The sequence below is a fragment of the Frisingicoccus caecimuris genome (genome assembly GCF_004340975.1).
GTDB classification, from domain to species: domain Bacteria; phylum Bacillota; class Clostridia; order Lachnospirales; family Lachnospiraceae; genus Frisingicoccus; species Frisingicoccus caecimuris.
This window is the reverse complement of the sequence record NZ_SLXA01000003.1, coordinates 64,344-80,689: the sequence shown is the minus strand read 5'-3', so window position 1 is coordinate 80,689 and position 16,346 is coordinate 64,344. Positions and strand designations below refer to the sequence as shown.

14 protein-coding genes are annotated in these 16,346 nt (G+C 43.2%); 3 read left to right on the top strand and 11 right to left on the bottom strand.

Annotation, left to right across the window (positions count from 1 at the left end):
- Window positions 1-66: 66 nt before the first annotated feature.
- The 9 genes from EV212_RS04485 to EV212_RS04445 form a co-directional block, all read right to left on the bottom strand.
- Complete coding sequence (locus tag EV212_RS04485; RefSeq protein ID WP_207669062.1) at window positions 67-831, bottom strand: ABC transporter ATP-binding protein; 765 nt, start codon at window positions 829-831, stop codon at window positions 67-69.
- Window positions 824-1,831, bottom strand: a complete 1,008-nt coding sequence (locus EV212_RS04480) for an ABC transporter ATP-binding protein (RefSeq protein ID WP_132089524.1) — start codon at window positions 1,829-1,831, stop codon at window positions 824-826. The genes EV212_RS04485 and EV212_RS04480 overlap by 8 nt, the downstream gene beginning before the upstream one ends.
- 1 nt (window position 1,832) lies before the next feature.
- Window positions 1,833-2,684, bottom strand: coding sequence for a nickel transporter permease (gene nikC / locus EV212_RS04475; RefSeq protein ID WP_132089522.1), 852 nt, complete (start codon window positions 2,682-2,684; stop codon window positions 1,833-1,835).
- Window positions 2,684-3,631: an ABC transporter permease gene (locus EV212_RS04470; protein WP_132089519.1), complete on the bottom strand. Its 948-nt coding sequence runs from the start codon at window positions 3,629-3,631 to the stop codon at window positions 2,684-2,686. Before EV212_RS04470 ends, nikC begins: the two co-directional genes overlap by 1 nt.
- A gap of 12 nt (window positions 3,632-3,643) precedes the next feature.
- On the bottom strand, window positions 3,644-5,236 hold the full coding sequence (locus EV212_RS04465) for an ABC transporter substrate-binding protein (RefSeq protein ID WP_132089517.1): 1,593 nt from the start codon (window positions 5,234-5,236) through the stop codon (window positions 3,644-3,646).
- 181 nt (window positions 5,237-5,417) lie between these two features.
- Complete coding sequence (locus tag EV212_RS04460) at window positions 5,418-6,353, bottom strand: DMT family transporter (protein ID WP_132089514.1); 936 nt, start codon at window positions 6,351-6,353, stop codon at window positions 5,418-5,420.
- A complete protein-coding gene (gene glgA / locus EV212_RS04455) occupies window positions 6,350-7,786 on the bottom strand; it encodes a glycogen synthase GlgA (RefSeq protein ID WP_132089512.1) in 1,437 nt (478 codons plus the stop codon). The genes EV212_RS04460 and glgA overlap by 4 nt, the downstream gene beginning before the upstream one ends.
- An 82-nt stretch (window positions 7,787-7,868) precedes the next feature.
- Window positions 7,869-8,669 carry a sporulation transcription factor Spo0A gene (gene spo0A / locus EV212_RS04450; protein ID WP_132089509.1) on the bottom strand — a complete coding sequence of 267 codons (801 nt, stop codon included), beginning with the start codon at window positions 8,667-8,669 and terminating at the stop codon, window positions 7,869-7,871.
- Between the two features lie 226 nt (window positions 8,670-8,895).
- Window positions 8,896-9,984 carry a M23 family metallopeptidase gene (locus EV212_RS04445; RefSeq protein ID WP_132089506.1) on the bottom strand — a complete coding sequence of 363 codons (1,089 nt, stop codon included), beginning with the start codon at window positions 9,982-9,984 and terminating at the stop codon, window positions 8,896-8,898.
- A 145-nt stretch (window positions 9,985-10,129) separates the two neighbouring features.
- Between EV212_RS04445 and EV212_RS04440 the strand changes: the two genes are divergently transcribed.
- From EV212_RS04440 to EV212_RS04430, 3 genes are read left to right on the top strand one after another with little or no spacing between them, the layout of a single operon-like run.
- Window positions 10,130-10,795, top strand: a complete 666-nt coding sequence (locus EV212_RS04440) for a TetR/AcrR family transcriptional regulator (RefSeq protein WP_132089503.1) — start codon at window positions 10,130-10,132, stop codon at window positions 10,793-10,795.
- Window positions 10,792-11,673, top strand: a complete 882-nt coding sequence (locus EV212_RS04435; RefSeq protein WP_132089501.1) for an ABC transporter ATP-binding protein — start codon at window positions 10,792-10,794, stop codon at window positions 11,671-11,673. Before EV212_RS04440 ends, EV212_RS04435 begins: the two co-directional genes overlap by 4 nt.
- Entirely contained in the window at window positions 11,670-12,458 is a 789-nt protein-coding gene (locus EV212_RS04430; RefSeq protein WP_132089498.1) for an ABC transporter permease subunit, read from the top strand. The genes EV212_RS04435 and EV212_RS04430 overlap by 4 nt, the downstream gene beginning before the upstream one ends.
- A gap of 184 nt (window positions 12,459-12,642) precedes the next feature.
- On the opposite strand, the gene EV212_RS04425 is transcribed toward EV212_RS04430, so the two are convergent.
- Window positions 12,643-13,461 (bottom strand): Cof-type HAD-IIB family hydrolase, encoded by an 819-nt coding sequence (locus tag EV212_RS04425; RefSeq protein WP_132089495.1) that lies wholly within the window; start codon window positions 13,459-13,461, stop codon window positions 12,643-12,645.
- Between the two features lie 3 nt (window positions 13,462-13,464).
- Window positions 13,465-16,284 (bottom strand): P-loop domain-containing protein, encoded by a 2,820-nt coding sequence (locus tag EV212_RS04420; RefSeq protein ID WP_132089492.1) that lies wholly within the window; start codon window positions 16,282-16,284, stop codon window positions 13,465-13,467.
- Window positions 16,285-16,346: the final 62 nt, after the last annotated feature.

Here is a 16,346-nt window from a genome sequence, read left to right as displayed (position 1 = left end):
CATTAAAAGACCTTGCTGAACACTACTCTTCATTTTATCACTTTTTTTGAAATATACAAGTTTTCTTTAAACTTCCATATGGGCTGAAAGAAGCTTTTTTGTATATTCATGCTTCGGATTTCCAAAAACTTCCTCTATTGTGCCCGTCTCAACAATCTCTCCCTTATGCATCACCGCCACTCTCTGACAAACTGCCCGAATGACATCCAGATCATGAGAAATAAAAAGCATGGCCACATGATATTTCTCATTAGCCCTCAGAAGCAGACGAAGAATCTGAGCCTGGACCGAAACATCCAACATCGATGTCGGCTCATCACAGATCAGAAGCTTTGGATTCAAGGATAAGGCTCTGGCAATAGCAATTCTCTGGGCCTGACCGCCGCTGATCTCATGAGGATATTTATGCCACTGATCTTCGGAAATTCCGACCCGGCGCAACATATGACGAATCATATCTTTTTCACTTATATGACGGTCCAGATGATACAGCCGTATTGGCTCAGCACAGGCAAAATAAATATTCCGCCTCGGATGGAACGTCAATTGAGGATGCTGAAATACAAACTGTATCTGTTGACGCAGCTGATGCCATTCCCGGGCGTTTGCTTTCACCAGATTCTTTCCCTCAAAGGTAATTTCTCCGGAAGAAGGTTTCAAAAAGCCGCCGATCATCCGGGTGAGCGTCGTTTTTCCGCTGCCGCTCTCTCCGATCAGTCCAAAAATTTCTCCTGAATGTATCTGAAAAGAAACATCTTTTACCGCATCTACGCGCCGGTTTCCCAAAAAGCCGGAAGTATACGTTTTGCTCAAATGCGAAATCTCAAGCATTAAAAACCGCCTCCTCGATACATGGGCTCCGATAAGCCACTCCGCTCTCCTCAAATAAAAAGCAGCGGACCTGGCGCCCATTTCCATCCTCATACATTTCCGGAATATGACGACGGCACCGTTCCAGACACCGGCTGCAACGCGGTGCAAATCGGCATCCCGCCGACAGTTCGGAAAAGGACGGCATAAACCCCTCCATCACATGAAATCCCCGGGATGGCAGCGCATCGATCAACCCCTTCGTATACGGATGTTTTGGTTTATTTAAAATTTCATCCGCTTTTCCGATCTCAACCATCTGGCCGCAATACATGACCCCGATCCGGTCTGCAATCTGACTGGCCGCTCCGAAATCATGGGTAATGAGCATCATCCCACACTCCATTTCATCCTTCATCTGACGCAGCACATTGACCACCTCTTTTCTCAAGATCCAGTCAACAGCCTTGGTCGGCTCATCCACAATGAGCAGGCGAGGTTCGGCAATAACTCCCATAGAAATAAGCACTCTCTGGCTCATACCGCCGCTGAGCTGACAGGGATAGGCATGACAAATTTTCCGTTCTCCCGGAAGCTTCAGATGGGAAAAAATATCCCAGATTCGCGTTTGGATATTTTCCCTGTCCGCTTTTTTCTGACGATATCCACCGGTCACACATTCAGCAACCTGCTCGCCAACCACCATCATCGGGTCCAACGACGTAGATGGACTTTGAGGCACAGAAGCAATTTCTCTTCCTCTGAATTTCCGGAATTTCTCCTCCGATAATTTCAGGATTTCCTGATTTTTATAGTATATCTCACCATCCGTCACCGCATTCTCCGGAAGCAGATGAAGAATCGCGCTGCCGGTCACCGATTTACCGCATCCGGTCTCCCCTACAATGGCCAGAACTTCATTTTCGTATATATCAAAGGATATCTGATTCAATACCGGCACATGCTCATTGCCCATCAAAAACGCCACATCCAGATTTTTTATTTCCAGTAGTTTCTCCATATCAATCCGTCCTCACCACTTCTTTCAGCCTTGGGTCAAGCAAATCCCTAAGTCCATCACCGAGCATATTGAAAGCAAGTGCGCAAAAGGCAATTGCCAATCCGGGAAACAGAGCCATCCACGGAGCGTATTGCATGTAGTCCTTACCTTCACTGATCATAACCCCCCAGTCCGGTGATGGCGGCTGAGCTCCCAAGCCCAAAAAGCTCAATGAAGCACAATACAAGATAATCGTTCCGATGTCCAGCGACGCTAAAATAATAATTTTTGAAATAACATTCGGAAAAATATATTTTCCTAAAATCTGAACCGTACTATTCCCGATACTTCTAGCCGCCTCCACATACTCGGCATGTTTCAACATGAGTGCCTCTCCCCGGGCGATCCGGGCATACCGGGTCCACTGAATGCAGGTGATGGCAACGATCAGATTCGTCTGCCCCGTTCCCATCATTGTGGAAAGCGCCAGGGCAAAAATGATGGTAGGAAAAGCCAGAAGCACATCCACTACCCGCATGATCAGCATATCTGCCGTTCCTCCCATGTACCCTGAGATCATACCCAGGCTAACTCCAAGCGCGGCGCTGAAAAAAACAACAGTAGCCGCAACAGACAAGGAGACCCTGCTTCCCTCAATCACACGGCTGAAAATATCCCGGCCAAGATGATCTGTCCCAAAAATAAATTCCCGGCACGGTGCTATGAATTTTTGTGACAATTCCATTTTTGTCGGATCACAAGGTGCTAAAAACGGCGCAAAAATCGTTACCAATACAATGACAGCGGATAAAACAATCCCAATATACAAAATATAATTTTTTCGATTGACAATTTTTTTTCTTTGTCTTCGCATCAGGCATCCTCCCCGCCATATTTAAGTTTCGGATCCAGACATGCATAAATCATATCGACGATCAGATGAATCATGGCGTAGCCAAATGCGATGAGTAAAACGCATCCTTCGATCATCGGCGTGTCCTTCGCATTAATCGCATCGATCAAAAGTCCTCCCACTCCCGGCCATGAAAAGATATTTTCTATGATCACCGCTCCGCCAAGAACGTGACCAATTTGTAGTCCGATCACCGTAATGATCGGAGGCAGTGCATTTTTAAGCATATGCCGCGTGATAATCTTATTCCATTTAAGCCCCTTGGCTCGACAGACCCAAATATAGTCCTGGCCCATCACATCCAACATACTGCTGCGCATCATCCGGGTCGTCGCCGCCGTCATTCCCATGGACAATGTCACTGCCGGAAGGATAAGACTCTGCGGTCCCTGCATGCCGCCCACAGGCAGTAACTTTAGCTTCAGCGCACATATAATGATCAGAATGACAGCTACCCAGAAGGATGGAAATGAAGAAATCAACAGTGTAAACAGGCGTCCCGCATGATCCAGAAAACGATTGTGATGTAAAGCGCTGACAATACCAAAAGGAATCGAGATAACAATCGAAAGAACCACCGCCGCAAGACCGAGCCGAATCGTATTCGGGACACGCAGTTTCAGCATATAAGCCACCGGTTTATTATATTTATAAGATGTTCCCAGTTTCCCTTTGAAGGCATTGATAACCCACTCAAAATACTGTTCATAAACAGGCCTGTCCAGATCATATTTGCTCCGCACCCGTTCAAGATTATCGCTATTGACCGCGCTTTCGCCTCCGACAGAATATAAAATAGCCGTCGCCGTATCTCCCGGTGTCACATGAACAGTAAAATAAGTCAGGGTAGCCACCATCCAGAGTACGACCAAAACCGTCGCCATCCGTTTGACAATATATTTAATCATAAATAAAATCCTTTATTTTAAAGACGTTTCATAAGGTACAATAAAATCATGGGCCGCTGCATTATACCGAAAATTTTCCACATCTTTGGACAGGGCAAAGACTGCACCGTACAGAGCCGGAGTGAAGATTGCGGCATCCTCCTGGGCCAGCGCCTGGGCCTCTTTACTGTACTGATATTTCTCTTCCATAACTGTTGTCGCCCTGCACTCGTCCAAAAGTACGTTCACCGATTCATTGACATAGCCAATGTCATTATCTCCATAATAAGTATCCATATAATAAGCCGGTGTTGGTATGTAAGCCGATGCAGCCGAATTCAGGGCCATGTCGAAATCGCCATTTTGAATCAGCTCGTTCATGGCCGACCACTCCAGGATTTCCACTGACGTATCAATTCCGATATTCGCATAATACCCCTGAGTTGCCTGAAGAATCAGTTGGCATCCCGGCCGTTTTGTAAAAGTGATCAACTTAAGAGTCAGCTTTTCGCCGTCCTTATCCAGATAGCCATCTTTATCGCTGTCTGTATAACCGGCTTCTTCAAGGAGACTCTGCGCCTTATCCGAATCATAATCATAGGTATCCACATCTATATTGGCCCATGGCATATCATCCATCAATATTCCCTTTGGCACACCGCCCACACCGAGCAATACGTCATTGACAATTTCTTCTTTATTAATTGCATAAATGAGAGCTTTCCGCACCCGTTCATCCTGAAAAATATCTTTTTTCATATTATATTCATAAAAATAAGTCCGCGCCGTATTGAATTTGGAAACCTGTACATTTTCCGAACCGGCCAGAGTTTCCAGATCGCTGAAAGGCACATCAGAGGCGATATCGATTTCTCCGTTCTGTACCGCAAGACTTCGGGCACCGGCATCTGTGATACACCGCACAATTCGTCGGGTAACATTGGTTTCCACCGGCTGCCAGTAACCGTCATATACGGAACATTCAAATGTCCCGGAAACCTCGTCAAAAGCATCCTGTTTGAAATATCCGGTTCCCACGGCCTTAACGAAATTTCCGCTGTCATCCACAGAGGACGGGGCTACGACGACCGTTCCCACATAAGAAAGGGCCGCCGGCAGATCAGTCGTTTTTCGGGACGTTGTAAACTGCACCGTAAGATCATCGATAACTTCAACCGATTCAATAAATGTGGAACCAGCAAAAGCAGAATTATTTTTCAGTTCCCACTCCATGGACCATTTCACAGCTTCCGCATCCATATGCGTCCCGTCATGAAATGTCACATCGTCCCGCAGTTTAAATTCCCAGGTATTGTCACCTGTCATCGCCCATTCTGTCGCAAGATTCGGCTGTAACGTAAAATCTTCATCGGCATGAACCAATGTCTCGCACACACCAGCCACTTCTTTCAACATGGTCGCTGATGTAACATTGGCTACATCCACTGTTGTCAATACATCCGGGAATGCGATGCGAAGTACCTTTTCATCGGCTGAATTCTCTACTCCAGTCTCAGGACCTCCTTCGACTCCCGACGTTGTTTCCTTTGTTTCTGAACCGCAGGCCGCCAGTATCGAAGCACATATGGCGGCTGTTATTAAAATACTAATCATTCTTTTTTTCATAATTTTTCTCCTCAATTTTATCTAATAACAAAAAACCACAAAGGTCCGCACAAAAAAACAGCGAAACCTTCGTGGTTTCATTCATCTTATCTATCCTCTGGCCTTCGTGACCAGTCGATTTCAATTCTATCTTATATCTTATATACTGTCAATGAAAAAATCCATTCCCTGCTTACAAGTTTCAACATCTGTCTGGTTCCTTCTGTTCCCGATGGCTGATAACGATTCCAACCGTAATAAGGATCAACGCCGCACCTCCCTGAACAAGAGAAACCTGTTCGGATTCATGCAAAAGAACAGTCGAAAGCAAAACTCCGAAAACCGGTGTCATAAAGCAAAAAACTGCCACTCTGGATACCGGATTATATTTCAGAAGCTGGCTCCATATCGTATAAGCCATGGCCGAAGCAAACGCCAGATACAAAAGCATGAGAGCGGCCTTTGCGGAAAACACCGTAATCCGTCCGCCCATACAAAATCCCACTGCCATCATGACAATCCCGCCAATAAAAAACTGATATCCGCTTAACATGACCGGATTATCCGTTTTGGAATATTTCTTCATAATAACCGAAGAAAAAGCGTAAGCTACTGTAGAGAGAAGGACAAGTCCTTCACCTCCAAAGCTCATTGCCAGGACCATTCCTCCCGGTGTCAGATTGATCAGTACAACCCCGGCAAACCCAATGACACAGCCAAGTATTTTCTCCCGGGTCAACTTTTCCTGCCGAAAGATAAGACTTGCTGTTAATATGACGATAAATACATTTGAACCAACGATGATCGACGCCTTTGTTCCCGTCGTATTAGCCAACCCGATATAAAATAATATGTACTGCAAAATGGTCTGAAACAGACTGATCAATGCCGCATGTTTCCATTCTGCACCCGCTGGCTTTAGAAGCTTTCCTGAAGTAAAACTCCCAAAAAAAATGACCAGAATTCCTGCAAGGAAAAAACGACACCCCGCAAATAATATCTGGGCTGCCGTCTCTCCGGATGCGATCTGAAACCATTCATAACCAATCTTAACACCTGGGAAAGCGCTTCCCCAAAGGAAGCAGCTCACGGATGCCAAAAGGCATACCACCCAGGTCTTTTTTAAATATTCACTCATAACATCCGATACAGATCTTCATATCTGCGCGCTGACATATTCCAGGAGAAATCTGCAGCCATGGCCCGGTCGATGATCTTATTCCACTCCCGTTTTTTGTCATAATAGATATGCTTTGCATAATTGATAATATCCATCATTTCATGGGCATTATAATTCGCAAAACTAAAGCCCGTACCTGTAGATTCATATTCATTGTACGGCTGAACCGTATCCCTTAAGCCACCAGTCTCACGGACGATCGGAACCGTACCGTAACGCAGACTCATCAACTGGCTGAGACCGCAAGGTTCAAACAGTGACGGCATAAGAAAAGCATCACAGGAACCGTAAATTTTATGAGAACGTTCATCTGAGTAGAAAATGTTCGCCGATACCCGTTCCGGATATTTCCACGCAAAATGCCGGAACATATTCTCATACTTGCTGTCGCCGGTTCCGAGGACGACAAGCTGTGTATCCTCTGTACAAATCTGGTCCATCATGTAGGCTACTAAATCCAGACCTTTCTGGTCAGTCAGGCGGGACACAAGACCGATCATAAACTTATGTTCATTTTGCTCCAGTCCCAATTCAGCCTGCAGGGCCAGTTTATTTTTTACTTTCACTTTGCGGAAATTAATCGCATTATAATTACATGGCAGTGCCTGATCTGTCTCCGGATTATATTCATCATAATCGATACCATTCAAAATACCGCTGAGCTGTCCGGAGCGGGCGCAGAGAAGTCCGTTCAAACCCTCACCGTAGAACGGCATCTTGATTTCTTCCGCATAGGTCGGACTGACCGTCGTAATCCAGTCCGCATAGACAAGTCCGCCTTTCAGATAATTGGCATCCTTATAAGCTTCCAGTTTGTCCGGCGTAAAGAGATATCCCGGCAGACCGGTAATGTTCATAATATCTTTTGGATTCCAAGTTCCCTGGAATTTCAGATTATGAATCGTCATGACCGCTTTCATCCGGGCAAAAAAATCACCGCGGCAGAAATCTGTCTTTAAGTACACAGGCACAAGTCCTGTCTGCCAGTCGTGGCAATGGACCACATCCGGCTGGAAATCAATGAGAGGCAAAATCGAAAGGGCTGCTTTGCTGAAATAAGCAAACTTTTCCAAATCCCAGACACCATCTTCATACGGTTTATCTCCATAAAAATAATATTCATTATCTATAAAATAAAACGTAATTCCGCCCCACTCAAGTTCCATCACACCGACATATCGGTTCTCTCCAGCAAAATCCATATAAAAATGGGTCCGGTATCTCATCTGATTCCGGTAATGTTCGGGAATTGCCCGATATTTTGGGATAACAACACGGACATCAAATTCATTTTTGTTAAATGATTTTGGCAATGTGCCGGCAACGTCCGCTAATCCCCCTGTTTTTATAAACGGTACAGCTTCCGACGATACAAATAATATCTTCTTCATAAAAATCCGTTTCCTCCCTCAAACACATTTATTGTATATATTATACAATATTCGAGAGAATATTAAAAGATATTTATTTATTTTAACCCTTTGTTTTGTACTCTAAACGCATTTTATCTGAGATCAGAGCAATAAACTCCGAATTTGTTGGTTTTCCCTTTCCAGTATTGATCGTATAGCCGAACAGTTCATTAATCGTATCCATTTTCCCCCGGCTCCATGCCACTTCAATAGCATGGCGTATAGCCCGTTCCACCCGGCTCGGTGTCGTCTGATTCATTTTTGCAATAGTTGGATACAACACTTTTGTAATAGAATTTATGACTTCCCGATTTTCCACCGACATAATGATCGCATCCCTCAAATACTGATATCCTTTAATATGGGCTGGCACGCCGATTTCGTGAATAATGTTCGTTACATCCGTCTCAAGATTTCGGGGTGAATATTCGCTCACACCTTCAGATACCACGCTATGCTTAGTATGAACAAGCTTCGCTGTCTTATCCCTCTGAATCTGTTTTATTTTATTTAAAACGACCTCATTGTCAAATGGTTTCATAATATAGTAACTGGCTCCAAGGCCAAAGGCATCTTCCGTAATATTTTCCTGTCCGATAGCTGAAATAACAATAAATGCCGGTTTCTTTTTCAGATTTTTCTCCCGATTTACTTTTTGCATGACCTCAAGGCCGTCAAGTTTCGGCATAATCAGGTCAAGAAGCACCACATCCGGCTCTTTTTCCCGTATCAATTCCAATGCCTGAACACCGTCCCCGCCTTTTCCGACAACAGAAATACTATTGTCTTCACTCAAAATATTTTCCAAAAGCCCCAACATCCGCTCATTATCATCCACGATCGCCACATTAATTTTGCTCACCTTATTCTCCTCCTTCTGTCTTCGAAACTATTTGTATTATATTCTCTGAAAAAGGATTATCGCAAGACTAACCAATCGCAATCTTCGACCCCACATGACCCTATTTGACGCCGGATGACCTGAGTCGACATTTTTATGCAAAGATTCTTCTATAAAACATCAAATAATCTGCTAAACTTGCACTATGAAGCCTTTTTTGACGGCATCAGAACAACAGCCCTCCAACTCACGGTATCTCCATATCTCGTATCTGGTAACGCCTGCTCCACTCCTTTGTCTCATCATTCCGCACCACCTGGGAAGCATGTCGGGCAAGGAAACGCGTCAGTGGGTACACATCAATCCAGATTTCATTGGTACCTTCCCGCTGAGACTCATCGAAAATCAACTGCATTCCAAGATGTAAATGGTACACATCAATATTATTGGTATTCTCCTCCGCACTATAGCCAGTGCGTCCCATGTATCCGATTACATCTCCTGCCTGTACAACGTCCCCCTCTTCCAGCCCATCGGCATAGGGTCTGTCCTGTCTCAGATGGGCATAATAGTAATATCGTTTGCCGTCGAAACTGTCAATTCCAATCCGCCAGCCGCCAAACTGGTTCCATCCAAGAGCCCGGACCTTTCCGCCCTCAATGGCAATGATGGGCGTCCCAACTTGTCCCAGTATATCATGCCCCAGGTGGGTTCTCTGATAACCATAGCTTCTCGACGCTCCAAAATCATCATATTCTGAGTAAGGAAAACCTTTGGCGATCGGGCTAAAAGCCTTCAACCCATAGACCTGCTTCCAGACCGTATTTTTAACGTCCTCTTTTTCTGTGTCTTTTCCAGCTTCCACCCCTTCGGATACCTCTGTTGGCTGCTCCACCTCATAAACGCCGACCATACCGCCGAGCACCGCCTCATAGGCTTCCAGATAATAATCATAATATTTTAAATCCGCCGTCAAAGCTTCCATACCCTGAGCCTGAATCTTTTCCACCGCCGCCGCCATGTCTTTTTCCTTAAAACAACTGAAATCGCCGCCATACTGTACGGCCAGATAGGCCAGCAGCTCAATCCAGTTTACATGAACATCCGACATATACGTTCCGATGTCATAATCATAGGCCTGGCCCAACGCCTCATAACTCACATCAAAGTCGACCCACCGGATATAGTCTTCCCCCTCTGATGTTTCTTCAATATTTACCTCCACATTGACCGCCTCCCCCGATGACAGCCATTTCAGCGCCCCAAATCCGATCAAAAAAGCCAACAGCATCAACTCTGCCTGAACAACGGCATGGCTCCTGCTCTGTTCTTCCATGCGCCACCTCCACTATCCGATAACTTCATAATAATGTATGCGGCAAAAAGACCAATCATGAGCAACTTATTTTTTAAGGGCCTTCTCAAAAACGGTCAATCATACTATACTTAAATTAACCAGAACGGTTAACGGAGGTGTCCCTGTGAATGATAAATTTTTTTCTCTGCCGGAAGAAAAACAGCAGCGCATCATAAACGCCGGCTATCATGTGTTCAGTAAAAACAGCTACAAAAAAAGTCCTGTCGGCGAAATTGCCCTGACGGCCGGTATCAGTAAATCCCTGCTTTTTCATTACTTTCACAACAAAAAAGAGCTCTATCTCTTCCTGTGGAATAAAGCTGCTGAAATAACGCTGGAAACAGTAAAATCTTACGCCTGTTATGAAACGGAAGACCTGTTTGAAATGATGCGCCGGGGAATGTATGCCAAGCTGGCTGTCATGAAAAAATATCCGGATCTGACCGCATTTACACTGAAGGCCTTTTACGAAAAAGAACCGGAAATTGTCTTTGAAATTCAAAGAAGCTATGCGAATATCGTTCAAAGCAGCGCCGCCATTTTTATGCCGAAACTCAATCCGGCAGATTTCCGTCCCGGTCTGGACCTGGAAATGATCATCAAAACCATGTACTGGACTACGGAAGGTTATTTATGGAAGGTGCTGCAGCTGGATTCCTTTAATTTTGACCAACTGGAGAAGGATTTTCTGAAAATCCTGGACTTTTGGAAAATTGCCTATTGTCGTGACATACAAGAAGAATCAACGTCCTTCTGCCATGAAAAGCCAGTGAAAGGAGACACCAAATGAAAATTATTCAGACAGAAAATCTCACCAAATACTACGGTAAAGCCCGCGGAATCATCGACATGAATCTTTCTGTCGAAGCAGGGGATATTTTTGGCTTTATCGGCCCCAACGGTGCGGGAAAAAGTACGACGATCCGCACCTTGCTCGGTCTGATTTCGCCAACCTCGGGCAACGCCCGGATTTTTGAACAAGATATCCTGAAAAATCATATTGAAATTTTGTCCCGAATTGGATACATGCCCTCTGAAGCCATGTTTTATCACGGAATGCGAGTAGAAGATGTCCTTCGCCTGTCCGCTTCCCTTCACGGCAAAAACTGCCTGGCCGAAGCCCATCATTTGTGTGAACGCTTCAAATTGGATACAAAAAAGAAGGTTGAAGAACTTTCTCTCGGGAACCGAAAAAAAGTGTCCATTGTCTGTGGCTTTATGCACCAGCCAGACTTATATATACTGGATGAGCCAACCAGCGGGCTGGACCCGCTGATGCAAAAAGCTTTTTTTGAATTAATTCATGAAAGAAACAGTCAGGGCGCCACTATTTTCCTCTCTTCCCATATCCTCTCAGAAATCCAGCATCACTGCAAAAATGCCGCCATCATTCGGGAGGGCTGCCTGATTGCCTGCGATTCTGTAGAAAAACTCACAAATACAAAAGCCCGGCGTATTACGCTGCACGGTATTTCCTCGCCGCCCCGGTTGGAAAACATGAAAAACATATCCTGTACCGAAAACTCTGTCAGTTTTTTATATGACGGCAACATGAAAGTTCTGATTGCCGAATTGAATCAGATACCTATCACTGACATGACCGTTACCGAACCTGAACTGGAAGAAATCTTTCTGCATTACTACACAAAGGAGGCTGATCTTATATGACCCTCTTTCTTCACGAAATCAAACAAAACCGTCTGTCATTCCTGATCTGGACCTTCTCCATTGCCCTCATGCTTCTTATATGCATGATGATGTTTCCTGAAATGAACACCGGTATGGAGGATATGAACAATATGTTTTCCAACATGGGAAGCTTCACTCAGGCCTTCGGAATGGATCGCTTAAACTTCGGTGATGTCATGGGATTCTATGCCATCGAATGCGGCAACATTCTGAGCATCGGAGGTGGTTTCTTTGCTGCCCTTTTAGGCATCAACGCCCTCGCAAAAGAGGAAAAAGAACGGACCGCCGAATTTCTTCTGACCCATCCGGTCCGACGCCGGACAGTAATTTTTCAAAAACTTGCGGCTATTCTTTTTGAACTGCTCCTTATGAATGTATTTATTATGGCAGTATCCGCCGCATCCTTCGCTTTTATTGGTGAAGAATTGGCCATCCGAGAATTCCTGCTGCTCCACGGCGCCTATACCGTTCTCCAACTGGAGATTGCCTGCATTTGTTTCGGAATCTCCGCCTTTATCCGCCGCAGCGGTGTTGGTGTCGGCCTCGGTCTTGCCGCCCTGCTCTACTTCTTAAACCTCTTTAAAAATATCAGCAGTCAGGCCGAATTTCTGAAATACATTACACCTTTTGCCTACGCCGAAGCTGCCGATATCATATCTGAAAGTGCCATTGATATGTATCTGCTGGCCCTCGGTCTCATTTATGCCGCCGTTGCCGTCGGTGCAGCTTTCCTGAAATATACAAGGAAGGATATTACAGCGTGATATCGATATCCGTACCCTCTGCTTTTAGAAAGTAAACGTATCCGCCTAAGCAATTCATATTCCAACTTTCGCCAAATAAGTAATAGGATAAAAGATCGAGTATACCTGCTCCATCTTTTATCCTATCTTGTTTGATGGCTTAAATTCTAAGCATTCTATTCTTCCCCCTGGAGAACGACTTTTATCAAATCGAAAGGTTTCTTAATTCTCCTGGAAAAAATCTCTTAAGTGCATTCAATACACCCTCATCATCATTTGATGTAGTGATGTATTGTGCATTATTTTTAACTTCATTATCCGCATTTGCCATCGCTATTCCCATCCCAGCATACTGTATCATACTCAAATCATTCAGGCCATCGCCAATTGCAATCATTTCTTCGGGAGCAATACTGTATATTTGCCCAATCTGCCTCATTGCTTCAGATTTCGATACTCTGCGATTAAAGAACTCTAAAAAGGTTGGTTTGGACGTACAGTATGTCACTTCAGAAAACATGTCATCAGATAGTTCCTGCATCATTTTTTTTACTGTATCCACATCATCGTACCATAAAATCTTAGTTACACCTATATCCAGCACCTTTTCTATATCTATAAGCTTAATCGGTTCAACCCCAGAGAGTTTTTTATAATCGTGCATTCTGGAGTTCAACTTGTTGCCATAGAGCTGATTCCCTGCCCATATGCACATAGTTGTATCATAATGCAAACCCAATTCAAATATTCTTCTTGCATCAACGCTCAACAATCCTCTTTCAAACAAAGTTTCATATGACTCTGCATCAACAATCATAGAGCCGTTGTAAGTAATGACGGGGCCCCTAAGGTGCAATAGCGAATTGTATTTTTCTACTCCTTGAATTGGTCTGCCGGTGGATATAGTAAATATAACCCCCGACTTGACCAAATGTCGGATTGCATTTACTGTATTCTCTGTTATCAGCCCATTGCTGTCCAGCAATGTTCCATCCATATCTACTGCTATAAATTTATAGCTCACTTTTTATTTCTCCTCCCCAACAATAAAACACCAAACAAACTTAAGCCAATTAACGATATCCTGATTATCGCTTTTGAAGGTATTCGCCTTAAATCTGCTATCATTACTCATAAGCAGAGTATCTAACATCGCTATTTCACTTTTTTCCAAATAAGCATCTATCTTATCAGAAAAGTGTTTTGCAATCTCAAGATGTTTGGCGCTCTCATCTGCGTCTCCCTTCCAATACATTGCAATAGCATAATAAAACTCTATTTGAGATTTATCATAATTACTTTTTGCTATCTTAAGCAAATCAGGGTATATCTCAACAACACGGGAATAATCGCCGTTTACCGCATCAGCAAACATATTAACGTACAAATATCTGATATAATATCGGTCGGTTGTTTTAACCTCATCATATATCATTTTTGCATGATCTAAGTGTTGTTTAGCCAATTGAATTTTTTTCTGCCAAACAAGAGACAGGGCAACTTCCCTTTCAAACGCCGCAACATACAATTTCAACATTTTTTGATAATCAGCATCGGGTGCCAATTGGAGAGAGTCTTCAAGAAATTTCACAGCAAGGCATAGTTCTTCATATGCCTTTTCCCACTGGCATCTGTGGTAGTAAACTTTTCCGATCGTCTGGTGGGCAAGTGCAACCTCGTAGAAATCCGGGCAGCTACTCCCTGTGATTTCACATATTATTTTACAATGGTGAAGCGCATCATCAAAGCGAACGAGTTTCCTGCAACTAAGTGCAACCTCGTTTTCTAATTCGGTAATAACGGCATAGTTTTCTGGCTCATAGTATCGCTTTATAATATCAAGAGCAAGCTTCTCCGAATCCTCATATTGTTCGTTTATGTAATAATAATAAACACATCCCGCAAGAATCTCCAAAGAATCAATCTGCATGTATTCTGAAATTACATTATCGAAGCCTATGTCTTTAAGTTCGAAATATAGACCTGCATTGTAAAAATACCGTCTGTTCTTTACAAAAATGTGCTGAAATGTTTCCGACCGTAACACGTCATCAGTAAATTCCGGACAAACATCTTTAAGTGTTTTTATTTCAGCCAAATACTCACGAATGGCAGTATCTTGTCCCATTATTCTTATTCTTGATAACTGTAGATTGAGATCATTAAGCACCTCTACAGCCTTTTCCGGCATCCTGGATTTCAGAAAATGTTTCGCCAGATATTTTGAGACATATTCGTTGCTAATACCTGAAGAGAAAAATTTGCCATAATACTCACTCATTCTGGTGTGACCAGATTTTTCATTTACATAAAATTGACCACTCAAATCCTTGTTAACAACCCAGTCGATCAGGCTCTTATGTAATGGCTCAATGTACCCGTGAGTGGACGGGAACAGAACAAATATATGATCCTTAATATCATTGAAATCATACTCATCCATGTTTAATATATCGATAATTGTGTCATCACTTTGTGGTTCGTAGCAAACAGAAAGTATTTCCATCAGTGGTCTTATGTCTTTAGGATAACTGTAGGTTGTATCTTTAAGAAATATTCGCTCAAAATAATTAATATATATATTTGTAAGACCAACAGGAAAACTGTCGACATCGCTCAGGTCAAAAATTCCTCCTTCTACCGCTTTCACTATCTCAACGGCATATAAAAAATTTCCCTCTGACTTAGCCAGCACTTTTTCAATAATTCCACTTTGCTTTTTAGGGCTGTAGTCAGATAAGAACGGTTGGAGATTAAGATGTAAATAGCCTCTAACATCCTCCATATTCTCTTTTGAATCATTAACAATTACAACCGGGTTTAAATGTTTTAAGCGTCGAGTAATGTCTTGCTCTGGACGAGAGGTTATTACCAGTCTAAGCCATTGCGGTGTTTTATGAAAATCAGAAACAATCAGGTTAATCAATTCGTTCTTCATATTTTTAGTCGCCTCGTCCAAAGCGTCTATCACAATAATAACATATTCACTTGGCGCATGCATTTTCATTAGAGGTTCAATAAAGATATATTCAAACAGTCTCGAAGCACTTTTGTCGAGCAGTTTATCTAAGTCTGTCAACGACAGTAATTGCTGCCTGTATTCATCAATTTGAGTACTCAAATGGTAGGCTAATGACATAATAGCCCTTTTGGGGTTAGCACGTTCATCGTTGTTATATCTGCAGAAATGGATAGCCGCGATGTTTTTATTCTTATGACAAAGTTGAGATACGAATGCAGTTTTTCCTGATCCAGCCTGCCCAATTATAGCGAATACACGAGAATCTTTGGATTCGGTCAACCAACACTCAAAAGCATCAAAAAGCCATTCGCGTCCGTAGAATCTTTTAAGTGGGACTAAATAGCTCTCATTATCAAGCGGCTTCAATTTGTTGATCAAGAGGTAATTTGCATCAATATTATAGTCCAGATCCTTAAACCCATTAAGGATCTCAATCAGCTCACATTTTTTCTTCTGGTAATATTCTTCGTCTATTTTACCATCCGCAGTCGCATACTCACTCATATCCAGCCATTGTATTCTGGCAATCGAAATCGGTGGTGGAACATTCTGAATTTTTATAGGCATGATTTGCTTATTATAAAACCGCGCAAAGCTGATTTCATCCAAACAGTAACCATCCGGACGACGCATAGAGTAATTGGTCATAAAGATAACTACCCACTTTGAGGCCTGAATACCAGATTCAATCTTTTGTTCCCATTGACTTGAACCATAGAGACAATCATAGTCAATCCAAACATCAATGCCTTCTTTTCGAAGATCCTCAGCAATCTTTCTTATTAATCCCTCGTGTTCATCATGACCATAGCTGATGAAAATCATACTAAAACCTCCAATTCCTTTATTATTTTGGCAAGGTTTGACCGTTTCCAGTGCAGTATTTC

Coding starts and splice junctions, on each gene's coding strand:
- EV212_RS04485 (WP_207669062.1), bottom strand. CDS start 831: ATGCTTGAGATTTCGCATTTGAGCAAAACGTATACTTCCGGCTTTTTG.
- EV212_RS04480 (WP_132089524.1), bottom strand. CDS start 1,831: ATGGAGAAACTACTGGAAATAAAAAATCTGGATGTGGCGTTTTTGATG.
- nikC (WP_132089522.1), bottom strand. CDS start 2,684: ATGCGAAGACAAAGAAAAAAAATTGTCAATCGAAAAAATTATATTTTG.
- EV212_RS04470 (WP_132089519.1), bottom strand. CDS start 3,631: ATGATTAAATATATTGTCAAACGGATGGCGACGGTTTTGGTCGTACTC.
- EV212_RS04465 (WP_132089517.1), bottom strand. CDS start 5,236: ATGAAAAAAAGAATGATTAGTATTTTAATAACAGCCGCCATATGTGCT.
- EV212_RS04460 (WP_132089514.1), bottom strand. CDS start 6,353: ATGAGTGAATATTTAAAAAAGACCTGGGTGGTATGCCTTTTGGCATCC.
- glgA (WP_132089512.1), bottom strand. CDS start 7,786: ATGAAGAAGATATTATTTGTATCGTCGGAAGCTGTACCGTTTATAAAA.
- EV212_RS04445 (WP_132089506.1), bottom strand. CDS start 9,984: ATGGAAGAACAGAGCAGGAGCCATGCCGTTGTTCAGGCAGAGTTGATG.
- EV212_RS04435 (WP_132089501.1), top strand. CDS start 10,792: ATGAAAATTATTCAGACAGAAAATCTCACCAAATACTACGGTAAAGCC.
- EV212_RS04430 (WP_132089498.1), top strand. CDS start 11,670: ATGACCCTCTTTCTTCACGAAATCAAACAAAACCGTCTGTCATTCCTG.
- EV212_RS04420 (WP_132089492.1), bottom strand. CDS start 16,284: ATGATTTTCATCAGCTATGGTCATGATGAACACGAGGGATTAATAAGA.